The 19,267-nt window shown below is 39.8% G+C and carries 12 protein-coding genes and 2 tRNA genes; 4 read left to right on the top strand and 10 right to left on the bottom strand.

The genetic code is table 11. The annotated features are described in order from the left end of the window. Positions 1-2 precede the first annotated feature (2 nt). The 4 genes from pdhA to porU form a co-directional block, all read right to left on the bottom strand. Positions 3-1,004 (bottom strand): pyruvate dehydrogenase (acetyl-transferring) E1 component subunit alpha, encoded by a 1,002-nt coding sequence (gene pdhA, locus ACZ5L8_RS00635; RefSeq protein WP_464438999.1) that lies wholly within the window; start codon positions 1,002-1,004, stop codon positions 3-5. Between the two features lie 115 nt (positions 1,005-1,119). Continuing rightward, positions 1,120-1,602: a cytidine deaminase gene (gene cdd, locus ACZ5L8_RS00630; protein ID WP_464438998.1), complete on the bottom strand. Its 483-nt coding sequence runs from the start codon at positions 1,600-1,602 to the stop codon at positions 1,120-1,122. 3 nt (positions 1,603-1,605) lie between these two features. Beyond that, complete coding sequence (porV, locus tag ACZ5L8_RS00625) at positions 1,606-2,781, bottom strand: type IX secretion system outer membrane channel protein PorV (RefSeq protein ID WP_462599411.1); 1,176 nt, start codon at positions 2,779-2,781, stop codon at positions 1,606-1,608. A 40-nt stretch (positions 2,782-2,821) separates the two neighbouring features. Continuing rightward, positions 2,822-6,670, bottom strand: coding sequence for a type IX secretion system sortase PorU (gene porU / locus ACZ5L8_RS00620; protein ID WP_464438997.1), 3,849 nt, complete (start codon positions 6,668-6,670; stop codon positions 2,822-2,824). 199 nt (positions 6,671-6,869) lie between these two features. Between porU and gldJ the strand changes: the two genes are divergently transcribed. Both gldJ and ACZ5L8_RS00610 read left to right on the top strand, forming a co-directional pair. After that, positions 6,870-8,564 carry a gliding motility lipoprotein GldJ gene (gene gldJ / locus ACZ5L8_RS00615; protein ID WP_464438996.1) on the top strand — a complete coding sequence of 565 codons (1,695 nt, stop codon included), beginning with the start codon at positions 6,870-6,872 and terminating at the stop codon, positions 8,562-8,564. A gap of 61 nt (positions 8,565-8,625) precedes the next feature. Further along, positions 8,626-9,915, top strand: a complete 1,290-nt coding sequence (locus tag ACZ5L8_RS00610) for a UDP-N-acetylmuramoyl-tripeptide--D-alanyl-D-alanine ligase (RefSeq protein ID WP_464438995.1) — start codon at positions 8,626-8,628, stop codon at positions 9,913-9,915. 198 nt (positions 9,916-10,113) lie between these two features. Here ACZ5L8_RS00610 and ACZ5L8_RS00605 read toward each other — a convergent pair. Further along, positions 10,114-10,188, bottom strand: a tRNA-Val gene (locus ACZ5L8_RS00605). 151 nt (positions 10,189-10,339) lie between these two features. Between ACZ5L8_RS00605 and ACZ5L8_RS00600 the strand changes: the two genes are divergently transcribed. Continuing rightward, entirely contained in the window at positions 10,340-13,945 is a 3,606-nt protein-coding gene (locus ACZ5L8_RS00600; protein WP_464438994.1) for a BamA/TamA family outer membrane protein, read from the top strand. Here ACZ5L8_RS00600 and ACZ5L8_RS00595 read toward each other — a convergent pair. The 4 genes from ACZ5L8_RS00595 to ACZ5L8_RS00580 form a co-directional block, all read right to left on the bottom strand. Beyond that, positions 13,942-15,654 carry a sodium:solute symporter family protein gene (locus ACZ5L8_RS00595; protein WP_464438992.1) on the bottom strand — a complete coding sequence of 571 codons (1,713 nt, stop codon included), beginning with the start codon at positions 15,652-15,654 and terminating at the stop codon, positions 13,942-13,944. The genes ACZ5L8_RS00600 and ACZ5L8_RS00595 overlap by 4 nt on opposite strands. A 12-nt stretch (positions 15,655-15,666) precedes the next feature. Continuing rightward, on the bottom strand, positions 15,667-15,924 hold the full coding sequence (locus tag ACZ5L8_RS00590; RefSeq protein ID WP_464438991.1) for a DUF4212 domain-containing protein: 258 nt from the start codon (positions 15,922-15,924) through the stop codon (positions 15,667-15,669). Positions 15,925-16,023: 99 nt separating this feature from the next. Beyond that, positions 16,024-16,989, bottom strand: a complete 966-nt coding sequence (locus ACZ5L8_RS00585; protein ID WP_464438990.1) for a glycoside hydrolase family 43 protein — start codon at positions 16,987-16,989, stop codon at positions 16,024-16,026. Positions 16,990-17,050: 61 nt separating this feature from the next. Further along, positions 17,051-17,123: transfer RNA gene (locus tag ACZ5L8_RS00580), tRNA-Met, on the bottom strand. A gap of 129 nt (positions 17,124-17,252) precedes the next feature. On the opposite strand from ACZ5L8_RS00580, the gene ACZ5L8_RS00575 reads away from it, so the two are divergent. Continuing rightward, positions 17,253-18,806, top strand: a complete 1,554-nt coding sequence (locus tag ACZ5L8_RS00575) for an AsmA family protein (protein ID WP_464438989.1) — start codon at positions 17,253-17,255, stop codon at positions 18,804-18,806. On the opposite strand, the gene ACZ5L8_RS00570 is transcribed toward ACZ5L8_RS00575, so the two are convergent. Next, entirely contained in the window at positions 18,803-19,165 is a 363-nt protein-coding gene (locus ACZ5L8_RS00570; protein ID WP_464438988.1) for a SpoIIAA family protein, read from the bottom strand. The two genes, ACZ5L8_RS00575 and ACZ5L8_RS00570, sit on opposite strands and share 4 nt — an antisense overlap. Positions 19,166-19,267 lie beyond the last annotated feature (102 nt).

The raw sequence follows: 19,267 nt of genomic DNA, 5'->3' as shown, positions 1-19,267 counted from the left end.
GTTTATTCAGGTTTATGTGGTAAAAATGGATAATCTTCTTGCTCGTAAACTACATCGTATAGCTGTTGTTTTTCTGGCCATTCGCTTTCTTCAGCAAATTTCTCACACTCAGCCACACGACTTTTTACGCGCTTATCTATTTCTTTTATTTCGTCCTCAGTAGCAAAACCTTTCTCTAGAAGAATGTCTTTTACTTGAGTGATCGGATCTATTTTTTGGTATTCTTGAACCTCTTCTTTTGTACGGTAATGCTGTGCATCACTCATAGAGTGACCACGGTAACGATACGTTTTAAGCTCAAGGAATGTAGGACCATCACCACGACGTGCACGAGCGATCGCTTCATCAAAAGCTTCTGCCACAGCAACAGGGTTCATAGCATCTACAGGACCACAAGGCATCTCATAACCTAAACCTAACTTCCAGATATCTTCATGGTTTGCAGAACGCTTAACAGATGTTCCCATCGCATAACCGTTATTTTCTACACAAAATACCACAGGAAGTTTCCAAAGCATCGCAAGGTTGAACGACTCATGCAAAGAACCTTGACGAGCAGCACCATCACCAAAGAAAGTAAGAGTAACTCCATCTCTCTTGAAGTACTTGTCTGCAAAAGCAATACCAGCACCTAGTGGAATTTGACCACCTACGATACCGTGCCCTCCGTAAAATCCTTTTTCTTTAGAGAATATGTGCATAGAACCACCCATACCCATTGAAGTACCGGTTTTCTTACCATAAAGCTCTGCCATTACACGCTTAGGGTCTACACCCATACCTATAGGTTGAACGTGGTTACGGTAAGCCGTGATCATCTTATCTTTACTAAGGTCCATTGCGTGCAGTGCTCCTGCAAGTATCGCTTCTTGACCATTGTAAAGGTGTAGAAATCCTCTTACCTTTTGTTGTATATAAACCTGCGCTAACTTGTCTTCAAACTTGCGCCAAAACAACATTTCTTCATACCAATTAAGGTACGTTTCCTGGGTTATTTCTTTCATCAAAAATTAATGTTTGTGACAGGGTCTAGGCCCTAAAAAACACGAGGAACAAAAATAGTATATCATAAAGGAATAATAAAAACCTTTCTTAAAATTATTCCTTAAGAAGAAGTACTTATAAATAATCTTGGGTAAACAGTAGCGGCAGTAGGTTTTCGAGCGAATCGCTTTTTACGATTTTACCTTTTTCACCCATAAAATAAAGTGCGATCGGGCTATTTTGCTTCACTTCGTATTCTGCGATGGCTTGACGGCACGCTCCGCAAGGAGGAATTGGCTCTATTGTTTCTTTGTTTTTGGCTTTCGCCGAAATAGCGATCTCAACAATTTCAACTCCCGGAAAATTTGCTCCTGCATAGTAAATTGCCGTTCGCTCTGCGCACAAACCAGAAGGATAAGAAGCGTTCTCCTGATTATTCCCTTTTATTATTTGGCCGTTAGCCAAAAGAATAGCCGCGCCTACGTGAAATTCTGAGTATGGCGCATAAGCAACATTGCGAGCTTCAACAGCAGCTTGCATCAACGAGCGCACATCTTCTGAAAGTTCAGACAGATCATCATAAACCTCCAGTTGCGACTCGATCTTAATTTTTTTCATGCATTAATATTCTTGGTACTCGTTGCCAAAGTTAAAGGTAAGACCAAAGCGAAGTGTATTTTCAAGCGGATTTCTCACATTTGAAGTTGAGAAAAGATAAGAAACATCTATACCTATTGATGAGTATTCAAAACCCAGACCCAAGGTTGCAAACTTGCGACTTCCTTTATCGTTACTCTCATTAAAGTATCCTGTTCTTAAAAAGAATACATTATCATAAGCATACTCTGCACCCAGCGACCAGGTCACCTCTTTAATTTCTTCACCGAAGCCATCTGGCGCATCGCCAAAGGATTTAAACATTCCTTCAAGAAAACCTATGTCATTATACGCCTGCGCATCTTCTGCATCAATATCACCATCGCCATCATAATCCTGAGGTGTTGGCACAAGCAGTTTATTAAACTCTAGCCCTACTCCTATTGTATTATAGCTATCAAGAATAAAATCAAATCCACCAGCAACTCCTAGCTTGGTTGGCAAGAAGTTCTCCTGTCCTGCTTCGTCGTATTTAAATTTCGGACCTATGTTTGAAATATTGAATCCTGCCTTCCAACGACCATCAAAAGAATCATAAGAAACCTGCTCTGATTGAAAATAACCTGCAATATCTACACCTATAGTATTTGCCGCACTCGCATCTTCATCACTTACCTGAAGCTTCAAGTCACTACGCAAATACCTTCCGGCGACAGCCAGAGAAAACTGCGGACTCAAGCGTATAGCATACGATAGGTCTAATGTAAATTCATTGGGACGCAATAAAAGCGGATTCTCTAACTCTGCCTGCGAAGGATTAGAATTAAGAATCGCCTCAATATCGCCAAGATTAAAATATCTCAAACTTGCTGCAAAAGCAGAACGATCATCTATTCTATTATGGTAAACCACTTGCCCTAAGAAAATATCATCAACAAGCTTTGATAAATAAGGAGTGTACGTCACACCTACACCTTGAGACTGCTCAATAAAAGCATATTTTGCGGGGTTCCACTGTTGTGAAAAGGCGTCTGCCCCGGTAGCAATACCTTGATCACCCATACCAGCAGCGCGAGCGTCTGCAGCGATAAGCAAGAAAGGAACACCAGTAGTAATCACTCTATTCTGATCATCCTGAGCTTGTAAGTTTTGAGTAAGTAACGGAGCTGCAAGTACTAACGAAAGTAGTAGTTTTCTCATGACAGTAAGATGGTTATATGACAAATATATATTTAAAAGCTTACAGGATTACGAGTTTTTCAATTTTTTCCACCTGCTTATTCGTTAACGTAGATTTAACTGTAATCTTATACACATACACGCCTTTTCCTATTTTTTGCCCAAAATCATCCCGACCATCCCAAGTTATATCTCGAGACAAAAATCCAGAACTCGTTATTGTTTGATTTATAGTCTTCACTACTTTACCACTTACGGTAAAAATCTGCACTTGGACTTCTAACGGCTCAAAAGGTCTATTATGGTTAAACCAAAACTCTGTATAATTCACAAATGGATTAGGGTAATTAATCACGTGTTCTAACTTCATATCCTCATCACCCACAACCACAAATTGAATATCTGCCGTTGAGGAATTATTGTAGGTATCCCACGCTCGCACAGTGATCGTATGAAGACCGGGTTCTAGATCTCTAAGCTTACGCAGAATTTGCCCTAACGTAAAATTATCTTCGTCGCTTTCATAAAAATCATTAAGAATGATTGGGTTTTCTTCATCACCATCAAGAATCGCAATAAGATCATGACCTATTCCGCCAGCGGTGTTGATCCCGTTTTCGTCTTCTAGTTTAGCTAAAAGAAAAGGAGAAGAGTTTGTGATACCGCCATTCACAAAACTTTCATCGTTCATGTATAATTGTATCAAAGGGCCTTCATTATCTTCTGGCGCATTTTCATTTAAACCTCCTACTAAGATATCCATATTATACCCGCCTTTATCTTCTAAGATGTTTTCGCGCTCAGCGTAAAAACTAACACGCCCTTTGCCCACAGGGATTTGCGCATCACGAGGCACCACAAATTCAAAATCAAACAAACCATTCTCTACAGATGCCTGACCGTTATAAAGCACATTACCCAACTCTTTAAAATCGAGAATTAGCAGATTACCGTTACTATCTCTTACGCCATCATTACCCAAGGTCTGTCTATCTAGAAATTTATCAAAAACAGTCGCGCTGAGTTTCCCATTATAATCATTGATCAATTGCCCTGACGGTGTTACAACTTCACCGCTCATTTTTACACGACCCAACGCTTTAAGCGTATCTACCGCTTGCGTTAAAGGAACATCATTTATTGCTGTCAGTCGGATGTTCGGCTCGGCGAAAGCCAACTCCATCGCAGGATCACCAATGTAAAATATCACACGACGCAGCTCATCAGAAATTCCGTTTTTTGTCTCTCTAAGGTTTTCTGCAACGCTTTTAATCTCGTTAGTTCCGTAAGAAAAAAGATTTGCAGCAAGATCTTGATTGAAGGTCACGCCCAGCTGAACAAAAATTTCTCTCGTTGTTGCCACAAGACCTACTGCCCCACCTTCAGCATTCCAAAAAAGATCTTCACCCGCCGCCGGATGCGTAGGATTATCAAAACGCGTAAACTCGCATGTAACGGTGACTATCACAGGAAGACGCTCACCGTTTTTTAGGTTTTTAGCATTTTCTCTAGTAAAGATCACCTCGCTAGCCAAATTATCCTCACCGCCATGTCCCAAATAATTCATCACAAGTGCACCCGCCTCAAGCGCATCAGAAATCGCATCATTTACTTGAGGATATCGCTCACCTCCAGCAGAAGCTTGCTGCTCATAACTATCGCTGTGAATCTTTATAACATTGATAAAAGGCTTTTCTTGCTGTATTTCATCACCCAGCGCATCAAGCGTAGATTCTAACCGAGTGAATTCCCACGATTGATCAACATCATCTGAGACTAACACAAAATTATTATGCCATCTGCCATACGATGCGCGCGCATCATAATTGATGATCTTATCAACCACAACTTGTGCTAATTGCGGAGAATCTGCTAGAATTCGGCCTACGGCAAGATCAAGTTTATCACTACCTCCACTTCCCGCCGGACTCGCATTTTCAATCACACCTTCATCTGGATCTAGCGCCCCAAAATAATCATCACTCATATAAGAAGTGGTCTGCGCAAAACTATCATAGGTGTTAAACGTGGGCACAATATTATTGTTCCCGCTTATCCTGTCCTTATAATCTATAGACGTATCGCCAAAGAGACACAGATATTTTAATCCACTTCCATTAGTATAAACGTAATTCACAAAATTGCGAATCGCACCGATGTCTTTTCTACCGGTAGAAAATTCAGCATAAATATCTTCAAGACTTACAACGGCTACTTTAAGATCACGATAGTCACGATTGTGCTGAGCAAGTCGCTGCGCCTGCGGAATTAAAAAATCTGGAGAAACAATAATATAATCTGGCCCTTGAGCACCATACAAACCTGCAAACATTTCACCTTTGAGGTTTTGATTTGCAACTCTTGCATTTTCATTTGTTCGCTGTGGCGAAAAGAAATCTGCACCGTCCAAAGCCACAAACTTCTTATCAGAACCTAAACTCGCCTTAAAGGTAAGTTGCGCTGCGTTTTCAGTATTTTCCACGAAAGTGATATTCTGAAAATCTGAAACATCCCAAACTTCTGTAACCGCCGAAGCATTACTTATTAAATATTCTGCCACGCCTGTTTGCGGCAGATCATTTTTGTGAAACTGTAATTGACCGCCGGCGTATTGCAAATTCCTTTCCGCGCTAAGCGCAATAAAATCTAGGTAACCCTGCGCTGAAGGATTCCCCAAATTATCAAACTGTATCAACGCTTCAATATCATCGCCGCTACACAGCAATCCTTGATCATTAAATCTAAATGTGTCGTAGGCATTGTCACGCGCCAATCTGCTATCTGTAATTTCTTGCACCGTGAGACTCACTGGAGTTGAACCGTTAAGCGACAATGAGAAATTAGAATCACTCTCTGAGATCGCAGCCACATAAAAGCGCACATCTACAGGAGAAGACGCCACACGATTAGGGAATGAGAAATTAAACGTTTGCTCATTTTCAAAACCAAATTCTTCTCCAAACCATCTGCGCCCCAATCGCAAAAGATTTGTATTATCTACCTCATGAAACTGGTAATCATTAAAGGTATTTACCACAACATCGGCACCAGTCACTGGTTGCTGCATAGCTTGAATTCTTCTACCAGCACCGCCACTCGCGGTTATATAATAATAGGTGTTATCGTCGTAAGCGTTTACGTGAGTTAAACTTTCAGCATGAAATTGTTTTGAACCTTTAGCGTAGAACAAAATATAATCAACGTTATCAAAACTTCCATCTTCGCCGTCCACAACTTTAATAGCATTTTCAGGCGGATCGTAGAATGCGTTGTCTCTATTTCGCAACGGCAACATTCTACCGCCATCGCCGTAGATCTTAAGATTTGCTGGGTTGATATTGCGAAGATTCATCCCAAGATCAGCTAAAAATGAAGCTTCAATTTTATAAACCCCAGTTTCTTCAACCTTGAATTTGTAAAAATCTCCACTCGACAAAACCGAATTTGTCACCGCAAGGCTGCGTGTCGCATTTTGGGCTCGACCCTTATTATAACTTACAGTAAAGGAGGTCACTTTTTGCAAAACACCGTTCCTTCTAATAATAGGAGAGAACGAAATTGACACAAACTCTTTACCGCGCGCAACAGATTTACTCATTAAAAAATTATGTTGGCTTTGCGCCAAAAGTTCGCTGCCAGCTATTTCTGAGTCATTTAGCGGAGCATATTGCACGTTTTGCAAGGTCGCAGAAGTGGTCAAAACATTAGATTCTTGCCACTGCGCGTTAAATTTTATACCATCTTTAGAAGAAAATGAATAATTTTCAGCTTGAAAACCGGGAAGTAAATTTGGTTTTTCAGAAGTTGAAACATTTACTTTATCACCCCAAGTAATGGTAAATTTCTTTGACTGTCCGCTAGCAATAACAGAGAGCAACACAAAGAAAATGAATAAAGTAATTTTGTTCATCATAGCATTTAACGCAAAGGTAATTTTAAAATTATAAAAGTAAGATTTAACTAAACCTTTAGACTTTGATACTAAACAAAGTTTTGATTCGTTAAGTAAACCCAGGCTAAACCGCATGGGCGCAAGAAATATTCTGTTGAGAATTAGACGTTAATTATTATATTGCAGACCCAAATCTGCTTAAAGAATTTTGATAAAAATGAAAAGAAAGCTCTTGTTTAATGCCTTGATTTTAGGGATCATCGCAGTATCCTTAAGTTCTTGTGGCGGTAAGAATGAATATAAAAATTCTTCGCGCGCAACAGGATGGAGTATCAATGACCCCAATGGTGGCTTTCAGGCAAACACCAAGTATGCCGGGCAAGAAGCCGCTCCTGGCCTTGTATTTATTGAAGGTGGAACATTCACAATGGGCCGCGTTCAAGACGATGTAATGCACGACTGGAACAACTCTCCTACTCAGCAACACGTTCAATCTTTTTATATGGACGAAACTGAGGTTACAAACCTTATGTATCTAGAATATCTAGATTGGTTAAAGAAAGTTTTCCCTCCTAGTGATGAGATGTACAGCAACATTTATGTGTCCGCACTTCCTGATACTCTTGTATGGAGAAACCGCTTAGGTTTTAACGAGACAATGACTGAAAACTACTTGCGCCACCCTGCATACGCTCGCTACCCTGTTGTAGGAGTTAGCTGGGTACAAGCTGTAGAATTCAGCACTTGGAGAACTGACAGATACAACGAGCACTTATTAGAAGATGCTGGTTATACTGCTCAAAATGCAAAATATAATGTAGATGCTGCTACTACCTTTAACACTGACACTTACATCCAAGCGCCAAGTTTAACTTACGGTGGTCAAGATGATGTAACTCGTGGTGGTAGAGAATCTGCAAGAATAGAAAAACAGAACACACCAAGAGCAGACAAAAACAATCCTGGTGCTTCTCAAGAACCATCTCACCTGTATGCTCGTACAGAAGATGGTGTACTTTCAACAACAAAATATAGATTACCTACAGAAGCTGAGTGGGAATATGCGGCTCTAGGTCTTGTAGGTTTAAGAGAATACAATGTGTATCGCGGTCGTAAGAAATATCCATGGGATGGTGCTTACACACGTAGCGGAAACCGTCGTACTCGCGGTGATCAATTAGCTAACTTCAAACAAGGAGATGGTGATTATGGTGGTATCGCAGGATGGTCTGACGATAACGCAGATATCACAGCACAGGTACAATCTTACCAGCCTAATGATTATGGTCTTTATGACATGGCAGGTAACGTTTCAGAATGGGTTGCTGATGTTTACCGCCCTATCGTAGATGATGAGTTCAATGACTTTAACTACTACCGTGGTAACGTTTACACTAAAAATGCAATAGGCGATGATGGTTCTGTGGTAGTTCTTGGTCCAGATGAAACAGTTTATGATACGCTAGAAAATGGTAAGATCATCGCAAGATATCTTCCTGGTGAGATCAAGCAAGTAGCTGTAGATTCTAACGATACCTATTTAAGAACACAATTCTCTGAAAGTGACAACCGTAACTTTAGAGATGGTGATAAAGAGTCTACAAGATATTTTCAGTCTTTTGCAGATGACAGCAGCGACGATCGTATGTATGATAGCCCAGTGAACAAAAACTATATTGACGACAATGGCAACCTTATCAAAGAATACGACAAGTCTAACAAGCGCACAACGCTTATTGATGACGAAGTAAGAGTTTACAAAGGTGGCTCGTGGAGAGATCGCGAGTACTGGTTAGACCCTGCTCAAAGAAGATATTTGCCACAAACAATGGCAACAGATGATATTGGCTTTAGAAACGCAATGTCAAGGGTAGGCTCAAAATCTGAGACAAAGAAAACTCCTAGACAATAATGCATCTTAGCAACTAAAAATTTTAAATGCCCAGGAGAATATCCTGGGCATTCTTTTTATTATGAGTATTTCAGATTTACATTCTATATTTCTTAAGTGCAGCGGAGTTTCAACAGACACACGCAACATCTCACAAGACAATCTATTTTTTGCGCTCAAGGGCGAAAATTTCAACGGTAACCTTTTTGCCGAAAAGGCTATAGAAGCAGGTGCTGCATACGCAATTGTAGATGAGAGCGATTACGCTAAAAGCGAAAAAACAATTCTTGTTAATGATGTGCTTACTGCACTGCAAGAACTTGCCCGCTACCACCGCAACTATTTAGGGTTACCGATTATTTCGCTAACTGGAAGCAACGGTAAAACCACGACTAAAGAACTCATAAACGCTGTACTTTCTCAGTCTTTTAAAACTGTTGCTACAAAGGGAAACCTCAACAATCACATTGGTGTGCCGCTCACTTTACTTTCGATGGATGAGAGCACGCAAATGGGAATTGTTGAAATGGGCGCAAATCACATTGGCGAGATCAAAATGTTAGCAGAGATCGCTCAACCAGATTATGGATACATCACAAACTTCGGGAAAGCGCATCTTGAAGGCTTCGGTGGTGTAGAAGGCGTGATCAAAGGTAAAAGCGAACTGTATGATTACCTGAGAAGAACTGATGGATTGATCTTTCTTAATGGTGACGATGCTAAGCAAGTTGAAAAGGCACAGAAAACGGCTGTTTATTCTTTTGGCGAAAGCCAAAAAAGCAACATTAAGATCACTTATCCGCCGGCTAATCCTTTTGCTGCGGTTAACGCTGGCGAGACCAAAATTCAGAGCAATCTCATAGGGCAATACAACGCCACAAATATTGCTGCGGCGATTTGTATAGGGCAGTATTTTAATGTTGAAATAGGCAAGATCAATGCTGCGATCGAGAATTACACGCCTACTAATAACAGGTCTCAGATCATAAAGAATCAAGATCAAACCATTATTCTGGATGCGTATAATGCGAATCCTACGAGCATGGAGGCGGCGATTAAAAACTTTGCTCAACTGGAAGCTGAAACAAAGATCCTTTTTCTGGGTGATATGTTTGAACTGGGCGAAGAAGCAAGCGCAGAGCATGAAAAAATCGCACAGCTTGCAACTTCATACACTTTTGACAAAGTGATCTTTTTAGGAGAAAATTTCAAGAAAAGTATAACTGCACAAAACAACACGAATTTTAAAAATTTTGACCAACTCAGAGAGCTTGGCCTAGCCGAAGAAATCACTCAAAAACTTCTCACCGCACACATACTTATTAAAGGTTCGCGCGGTATGGCGCTAGAACGACTTCTGGACATCATATAAAAAGACCCGATGCCTCCCTTAAGCATCAGGTCTCTAAACTTAAAATTTGACAACCCCCTAACTTTGTCAAATATTTATCGCAAAATACCTTTTATAACCCATCGTGTAAATACCCATTACTGGGTATATTTTGATCTGGCTTTCGCCAAAAAAAAACAAAAGATCCCGCTGAATTGATCAACGGGATCTTTTGGTTTGTGGGTCATATTGGATTCGAACCAATGACTTCTACCCTGTCAAGGTAACACTCTGAACCAACTGAGTTAATGACCCTATATTTCAAGCTAAAGTAACTCTTTATCACTTCCAAAAACCAAAAGTTCATAATATATTCTCAAAACTGTGTTATAGACTTTTGAAAATAGAATGAGCATTTAAGATTTTTCTACAATTTTATGAATTGAGATAAAACAGCCTCCCAAATATGCAAAAAACATACACTTCAAGTTTTTCAAAACACTTTATTTTTTCAGTCATTATTGGTCTTTTTGTGACTTCTAATCTTTTGGCTCAAGCCAAAAAAACATCTAGCAGAGAAGTTTCTAAACAGATCTATTTTACCGCAAACACCGGTTATAAAAATGACGAAACTTCACAGAAAGTTCTTGACGCAATCGTAAAATCATCGCAAAATGATGAAGAAGCGGTGCTTATCGTAATGGGAAACATCACCCCAAAAGGTGGATTTCCTGACAAGGATGACAAAGCCAAGCGCAAAGACGCAGAAGAATATTTAATGAAGAATTTACTTTCTCCACTTGAGAATTTTAATGGTCAGATCATTTATGGTCCTGGCGTTAATGAGTGGAATTACGAAGGACACGAAAACATAGACGATCTAGAATCGTATTTACAAGACAATCTTGAGTCTGACTTCTGGCCTAACGATGGCTGCGCGCTAGAAAGTGAAGAATTAAGCGACGAGATCGAGCTGCTGATGGTAGACTCTCAGTGGTTTCTAGAAGATTGGGACAAGCAACCTTATATCAACAATAAGTGCGAGATCAAAACACGCGAACAGTTTTTTGTTGAGTTTAAGGACGACATAAAAGACGCACAAGGCAAAACGGTGATCGTTGCTGTACATCATCCTATTCTATCTTCAACGCGGTTGGATCCTTTTGAAAAAATGGGCGGTTTTACAGAGCAGGCATATTATGGAAAACGCAGACAAGAATTGGCAGGCCGCATGGAAACTTTAGCGAGTCAATTTGAGGATGTGATCTTTGTTTCGGGTAACGACAGCAACCTTCAGTTTTTAAAGGATGACGATATTCCACAGATCATTAGTGGTTCCGCTACAGCGAAAAAAAATAAAACCAAAAAAGCCGGTGATGACGAGTTTACTTCTACCGAAACTGGTTTTGCTAAACTAACGGTTTATAAGGATGGTGGCTCTAATGTTGAGTTCTTTAAAGTTGACGACAGCAATTCACAAAAGATCGCCGAAAGAGAAATTAAACGTCAGCGCATCTCTGAAGATGAAGTAACGTATCATACTAAAGATGAATTTGGACCAACATACAAAGCATCGATCTATACAGATGAAGAAACTGATAAAAGCGGCGTTTACAAATGGTTTTGGGGCGATCATTACAGAGAGGTTTATAGCCGTGACATAGAAGTTCCTGTATTGTTTATTGATACATTACCAGGCAATCCTGTTGCAATACGCGAAGGTGGCGGCCACCAGTCTAGATCACTAAGAATTAAAGGTGAAGACGAGCACGAATACACACTGAGAGAGATCAGAAAAAGTGCACTTCGCTTTTTACAATCGTTCATAAAAGATCATTATGTGTATAATTATCTTAACGAAAGCGTCGCTGAAGACCTAGTTCAAGATTATTATACCACAGCACAACCTTACGCTCCCTTTGCGGTAAACGACTTGCTTAAGGCGGTTGATATTTACCATGCAAACCCTAAACTTTACTACTTACCAAAGCAGAAAAACCTAGGCATTTACAATGAAGATTATGGCGACAAACTGTATATGTTAGAAGAGCACGTGGGCGATGAGAATAAGGAGTTTGAGACCTTTGGCAATGCTGACGATATTATAAGCACATCAGACATGTTGCTTGAATTACGCGAGGACAAAGAGAAAAAAATCGACGAAGATGTTTACATCCGTGCTCGCTTGATGGATATGCTTCTGGGCGATTGGGACAGACACCATGATCAATGGCGCTGGGCAGAATTTGAGCAAGAAAATGGCGATAAGATCTACAAAGCTATTCCGAGAGACAGAGATCAAGCATTCCCTAAATATGATGGCGTAGCCGTAAGTTTATTGAGATTTGGCGCGCCAGATTTTAGACCTATGCAGAGCTATGGCCCAGAGATAAAAAGTGTAAAGTGGCTAAACTATTATGCCACAAAACTGGACAAAGCGATGATCAAAACTGCTTCGTGGGACACCTGGAAAAAGCAAACAGAACTTATCCAGAACAATCTTACTGATGCTAAGATCGATACTGCGTTTGCGGCGCTTCCTCAGGATGTAAAAGATGATAATATCACACAGATCGTCGCAGATCTTAAAGCGAGACGCGATAATCTTTCGGCTTACGCCAAAGAATATTACACGTTCTTAAAAAAGTTTGAAACTGTAATAGGAACTGAAAACGATGACACTTTCACTATCACTAGAATGCCAGAAGGAAAAACTCAAATTCAGATCACAAATGAAGATGGGAAACTTGTTTTTGACAACACCTACTCTAAAGATGAAACCAATGAGATCTGGATCTATGGACTGGATGGCGAAGACACTTTTAATGTAGAAGGCGATGGTTCAAAATACATAAGATTGAATATTCTAGGAGGTGAGAATAATGACACCTATGATTTTGCTACAAAAAACAGAACTAAGGTTTACGACTACAAAAGCAAGAAAAATTCATTAGACAATGTTGGCAAAAGTTGGTTAACTGATTCTTACGAGATAAACACCTATGATCCTAACAAGATAAAAAGCAATCAAAACATCGTATTGCCTATCGTGGCTTTTGATCCAGATGATGGCTTACAATTGGGCATCAAAGATGTTTTCACGACGTATGGATTGACAAACAATCCGTTCTCTGCACAGCACAGCATTGATGTAAAATATCACTCTGCGACTCAAGGTTTTTCAGCCGAATATTATGGTGAATTTGCACATGCCTTCAGGAATTGGAACTTTGGCTTACAAGCCAAAATAACCACACCAACCTATGCGATAAACTACTTTGGCGAAGGAAACGACACAATGTACGACGAAGACGCCGTAGACATGGATTACAACCGCGTGGGCGTGAGTCAATGGTTGCTTGCACCATCTTTGATCTGGAAAGATGATCTAGGGTACAGCTTCTACGTTAAACCATCATTTGAATCGTATGAGCTAGACCGAGATATCACAGGAGTAACTGGAGATCAATTTACAGCTACAGATAACCTTTTTGAGAGACAATATTACGCTGGTGGCGAAATAGGGTTCAACTTTAAAAATAAACCCGGCCAACTTGCTTTTATACGACGCGGAATGGAGTTTGGCTTAACCGCAGGTTACAAATCAAATATCGACGGAAACGGCAATAAGTTTGGATATGTAGAACCGCTTATTTCATTTGATTTTCCATTGCACGAAAGCGGACTTGCTGTCTTAGCGACCAAAGTGAGTGGTAAAGCAATTTTAGGTGATAATTACGAGTTTTATCATGGTGCTACCATTGGCGGAAACACCAGCTTAAGAGGATATAGATTTGAACGCTTCAACGGTAAATATGCGTACTACCAAACCACCGACCTACGCGTTGGGATCACAAAATTTAAAACAAATTTTGTTCCTATTCGCATGGGTGTAACTGCCGGTTTTGATTACGGTAGAGTTTGGTTAGATGACGATAATTCCAATACTTGGCACAGCAATTATGGCGGCTCAGTTTTCATAAACGGTTTCCAAGCATTTACAGGAAACTTAGGGTATTATAAAAGTGAAGAAGACGCCAGGATCGTATTTACATTAGGATTTAAATTCTAATGTTGTGACGCTTCACCCGCTCCGCTAGGAATACGGATGTTCTCAACAATATCCTGAACTTCTTCTGGCGGAGCTGGTGTAAATGCGTTAATCACGATCGAAACTACAAAATTCACCACCATCGCAACAGATCCAAAACCTTCTGGAGAAATACCAAACCACCATTGATCTTTAAGACTTGCGACTGCTTCTTTACCTCCATCAAAGATCCCAAATTTGAATTTCAGCATATAGAACAGCATTAAAGAAATCCCCACGAGCATACCCGCGATAGCTCCTTCTTTGCTCATTTTCTTGTAAAAAACTCCCAATATAATTGCCGGAAAAAATGAAGCTGCCGCTAATCCAAATGCCAACGCAACAACCGCCGCAACAAATCCCGGCGGATTGATCCCAAAATATCCTGCGATCACCACTGCAACAGTTGCAGAAATTCGTGCCGCCCAAAGTTCTCCTTTTTCTGAGATGGTTGGTTTAAATACTTTTTTGATCAAATCATGCGAGACTGCAGAAGAGATCACAAGCAGTAATCCCGCTGCTGTAGACAATGCTGCCGCTAATCCACCTGCTGCGACTAATGCGATCACCCAGCTAGGCAATTGAGCGATTTCAGGATTTGCAAGTACCATAATGTCTTGATCTACTTTTAATTCATTTTCTTTGGCTGCAGCCAAATACTGAATCTTACCATCGCCGTTCTTATCCTCAAATTCTAGCAAACCTGTTTTCTCCCAGTTCTTGAACCATTGCGGCATACTGTTGTATTCTTTATTACTCACAGTTTCTAGAAGATTGGTCTTGGCAAAAACTGAAACAGCCGGAGCCGTTGTATAAAGAATCGCGATAAGCAACAAAGCATAACCGGCAGATTTACGCGCGGCTTTTACATTCTTAACCGTAAAAAACCTTACGATCACATGTGGAAGTCCAGCAGTTCCCGCCATAAGCGCAAGAGTTATCGCAAAAATATCTGTAATGCTTTTGGTTCCATCGGTATATTCAGCGAAGCCCAATTCTGTTGAAAGTCCGTTGAGTTTGTCTAACAAATACGTACCTGAGCCATCACTTAACGTAGAGCCCATACCGATCTGCGGAACAGGATTACCCGTCATTTGAATAGAAATGAATATCGCCGGAACCATAAATGCAAAGATCAAAACACAATATTGCGCGACCTGCGTATATGTAATTCCTTTCATACCGCCCAGAACCGCGTAAAACAAAACGATCACCATCCCGATGATCACACCGGTATTAATATCTACTTCAAGAAATCTAGAGAATACCACTCCCACTCCGCGCATTTGTCCCGCAACGTAAGTAAACGAAACTAGCAAAGCACAAAACACAGCAACGATACGCGCGGTCTTAGAATAATAACGTTCACCTATAAAATCTGGCACAGTAAACTTCCCGAATTTCCGCAAATACGGCGCAAGCAACAAAGCTAATAATACATAGCCGCCCGTCCAGCCCATGAGATAAACAGAGCCGTCGTAACCAGCGAAAGCTATAATACCAGCCATACTTATAAAAGAAGCCGCAGACATCCAGTCTGCTGCCGTTGCCATACCGTTGGCAAGCGGTGAAACGCCGCCCCCAGCCACATAAAAATCTTTAGTAGAAGACGCTCTAGACCAGATCGCAATACCTATGTAAAGCGCAAATGTCACACCCACTAAAACGTAAGTCCATATTTGTACACTCATAATGTTTTAGTTTTATTTATCGTAACCGTATTTCTTATCCAACTTGTTCATTAACCGGACGTAGATAAAAATGAGAATCACAAAGACGTAGATCGATCCTTGCTGCGCAAACCAAAATCCTAATTGAAATCCGCCCAACTTGATTTCATTCAAAGCGTCTTTAAATAGAATTCCGCATCCGTAGCTCACCAAAAACCAGATCGAGAGCAGTATGACCAAATATTTTAAATTCTCTTTCCAGTAGGCTTTTGCCTTAGATTTTGGCTTCATAGATGGTTGTTTTTATTTGGCTGCAGCCAAATAATTAAAAAAGAAATCGTTTTCGCTGCAATGAAGATAAATAAAAAATCAACGCAACAAAGTGCTCCTCTACTCTTCTACCGTCAAAAACCTGAAGCTATCCATCTCAAAAACAAGCTTGTCAGGACTATTGTTCTTTTGAGTTTCAAAATGAACTTTGATCAAAGCCGTTTTTCTAGGACTCACCTTTTCTGAAGAATTGTGGGTATGAAGAACATAATAAAGTTGGCCATCTTCTCCTGTAAAAAGATCTCCATGACCAGTGCCATCTTCACCCAGCATATCTCGAACAAGCACCGGATTAAAAGCTACCTTTTCCCATGGCCCGGTTAAACTTTTTGAAGTTGCATAGCCCACAGCGTAGTCTTTATTTCTAAAGTCATTTGCACTGTAAAGCATGTAGTAAAGTCCGTTGCGCTTTACGATCGTTGGCCCTTCTGTAACAGTCCAGCCGCTATTTTCGGTATTTTCCCACTTGTCTGTAGCTTCTATACATTGTGTGAGCGTCTCATCTTTTATCTCCGAAAGATCATCGTTTAACTCAGCTACAAAAATTCGATTTCCACCGTTTGCCACGCGCACATGATAAAGATAAATTTTGCCATCTTCTGCGAAGTAAACAAATGGATCGATCATCCTTTCTTCTGATGGTATTGCGATTTTATTTTTCTGTGTAAACGGTCCTGCAGGACTATCGCTACTCGCGATGGCTATCTGCTCATTCGCAGTGTACGCCATGTAGAATTTACCATTGTACTCAAAAATCTGTGGCGCCCAGAATCCCTTATCGCCATATGCATCGCCCTTTTGCAAAGCCAAACCAGATGCATTTTCTAACTTTTGCCAATGTTCAAGATCTTGAGAGGTATATGCTCTAAAACCATTTGGCGCGCCAGTGCCATATAGATAATACGTGCCGTCGTTTAAAAATATCGTGGGATCTGCAAGTGTTATAGTTTTTGTTTTTTGGCTGTAGCCAAAAAATGAAAAACACAATAAAACAGATAGAGAATAAAAAGTGAAGGTTGATTTCATGAGATTGTTTTTACAACCCACAAAATAATAAAAGCCCTTGATTTCTCAAGGGCTTTTCTTGTAGCGGGAACAGGACTCGAACCTGTGACCTTCGGGTTATGAGCCCGACGAGCTACCTACTGCTCTATCCCGCGATTTATTGGACGGCAAATATACAACCCTTTTAGACTTCTCACAAGAAAAATGAAAATATTTTTTATCGCAGATGCAACATTATGCTTTTAATAACACAAAACGGATTTCTAGTCACTATTTTTAGGTATATGAAAAAAATTCTCATCGCTGGCTTAACCCTTGTCATTGTTGTCGTTGCAGCTGGCATAGGATTTAATATTTATATAAAGAGTAAGATTGAAGATGCTCTTAAAAATAAATTGCCAGATGAGATAAAATTGCAATACTCCTCGCTTGATATTAATTCTTGGCTAGGAAATATTAGCCTAGACGATGTAATTATTGATCATCAAGCACACGACAGTCTTCCAAAAAACAGATATTCTACTCAAAATATCGCTTTAAAAGGCCTAAGCTATTCTGAATTTTTAAAAGAAGATGTCATTCACTTTAGTGAAATAGAGATCTCGCAAAGTGATTTTGTACTGCATAAACCCGCAAAAAAGAGTCAAGATACTTCGAGCAAAAAGAACAACAACAAAGATCAAAAAACCATTCTCATAGACGCGTTTATCATCCAGCCCTCTACAATTTCGGTTTATGATGATCACAAAGATTCTACCTATATCACGGTAAAAGATTTTTCGCTTAAAGCGAAAAACATACACACTGTAAATGACAAGAACAAAGGTTTACCTGTGCGCTATGAGATAGAAAAAATACAGACAGACTCGGTGTTTTTAAGGATGAACGATTTTGATGATCTGAGGATAGGCAATCTTGTTTTTGAAGATCATGATCTATCTCTGAAAGATCTTCAGATCAAAACAAAATATTCACGAGAGACTTTGTCTAAAATCATTTCTAAAGAGCGCGATCACTACAATATCATCATGCCGCAGGTTGATTTTAAAAATCTAGATTGGAATATTGAGAATGACCGAAGCAATATCACAGCAAATGATCTAGAATTACAAAATGTAAGAGCTGCTATTTATAGAGACAAGCGCGTGGCAGACGACTTTTCGCGCAAAGCATTATACAGCGAAGCTTTAAGAAAGTTGCCGTTTAACCTAATGATCAACACTATGAAGATCAAAAATGCGTCTCTCACCTATTTTGAGAAGGTAAAAACAAGCGAAAATGCTGGCGAACTGGCTTTCACAAATATGTATGTCACTGCTACTGATGTGGGAAATATGTATGCTAAAGGCGAAAAAAGAACGGCTTTGACGATCAGTTCTACTTTTATGGGACATGGCAAGGTTGATGCCAAGTGGGCGTTTGACATTAATAACACTGCCGAGGTTTTTAATTTTGACGGAAGCGTCACAAACCTGCCCGCTGATCAATTAAATAGTTTTATCACTCCTAACTCAAACGTTGAGCTAGAAGGTACGCTTAACGAGGCTTATTTTACCATTAGCGGCAACGATAACACCGGGCATATTAACATGAAAATGAAATATGACGATTTTAAGGTGAGCGTACTTAATGAGAAGAAAAAGAAAAAATGGTTGATCTCCACCATTGCAAATCTCTTTATCAAGAAAGATAGTGAAGAAGCTGGCGATATGGGTTATCGCTTAGGCGAAAGCGACGTAAGCAGAAACAAAAGTAAGTCTGTTTTTAACTTCTTATGGCTGTGTTTAAAACAAGGACTATTAAACACAATGACCAGCAGCGGTAAGACTAAAGCTTAAACTAAACTCACCCAAGACAAAGCTGTAGCTCTTTGTTTTCTATCAAAGGTTTTAGTCTTCGCTTTAATTAAAAACCAAGTTTCAATCTTAACAAGCAATTTTAAAACCGAATTATTAGAGACAAATGCGATTCTATCAAAACTATTTTTATGTTTCAACTTCCACTTAAAGTGCTGTATTAAGGTCGAATAAGCTACATCTCCTTGTTCTCCTTCTTCTATGTAAATACTTATTTTTTTAGGTAAATTTAAAACCTCATCTATCTTAAATTCTAGCTCTCCTAAATTTCTAGAATCAATTGAAGAATTTATTATAAAACCAAAAACACTATCAGAGAATTTAAAGGTATCGATTAACATAGCGAGAGATTTTTTATGCCTTACTTAAGGCTCTCTCTAAAGTAGAAAAGTATTTAATCGAGTTTTAAAACGTGATTCTTAAAAAAATGTTAATTGACTGTT

The sequence above is a fragment of the Leeuwenhoekiella obamensis genome (assembly GCF_055391795.1).
This window is presented reverse-complemented; position numbering and strand designations above follow the sequence as displayed.

Bases quoted from the DNA above. Each gene is read 5' to 3' on its own strand.
- ACZ5L8_RS00610 (WP_464438995.1), top strand. From the start codon at position 8,626: ATGAGTATTTCAGATTTACATTCTATATTTCTTAAGTGCAGCGGAGTT.
- pdhA (WP_464438999.1), bottom strand. From the start codon at position 1,004: ATGAAAGAAATAACCCAGGAAACGTACCTTAATTGGTATGAAGAAATG.
- gldJ (WP_464438996.1), top strand. From the start codon at position 6,870: ATGAAAAGAAAGCTCTTGTTTAATGCCTTGATTTTAGGGATCATCGCA.
- porU (WP_464438997.1), bottom strand. From the start codon at position 6,670: ATGAACAAAATTACTTTATTCATTTTCTTTGTGTTGCTCTCTGTTATT.
- ACZ5L8_RS00600 (WP_464438994.1), top strand. From the start codon at position 10,340: ATGCAAAAAACATACACTTCAAGTTTTTCAAAACACTTTATTTTTTCA.
- cdd (WP_464438998.1), bottom strand. From the start codon at position 1,602: ATGAAAAAAATTAAGATCGAGTCGCAACTGGAGGTTTATGATGATCTG.
- ACZ5L8_RS00590 (WP_464438991.1), bottom strand. From the start codon at position 15,924: ATGAAGCCAAAATCTAAGGCAAAAGCCTACTGGAAAGAGAATTTAAAA.
- ACZ5L8_RS00595 (WP_464438992.1), bottom strand. From the start codon at position 15,654: ATGAGTGTACAAATATGGACTTACGTTTTAGTGGGTGTGACATTTGCG.
- porV (WP_462599411.1), bottom strand. From the start codon at position 2,781: ATGAGAAAACTACTACTTTCGTTAGTACTTGCAGCTCCGTTACTTACT.
- ACZ5L8_RS00575 (WP_464438989.1), top strand. From the start codon at position 17,253: ATGAAAAAAATTCTCATCGCTGGCTTAACCCTTGTCATTGTTGTCGTT.
- ACZ5L8_RS00585 (WP_464438990.1), bottom strand. From the start codon at position 16,989: ATGAAATCAACCTTCACTTTTTATTCTCTATCTGTTTTATTGTGTTTT.
- ACZ5L8_RS00570 (WP_464438988.1), bottom strand. From the start codon at position 19,165: ATGTTAATCGATACCTTTAAATTCTCTGATAGTGTTTTTGGTTTTATA.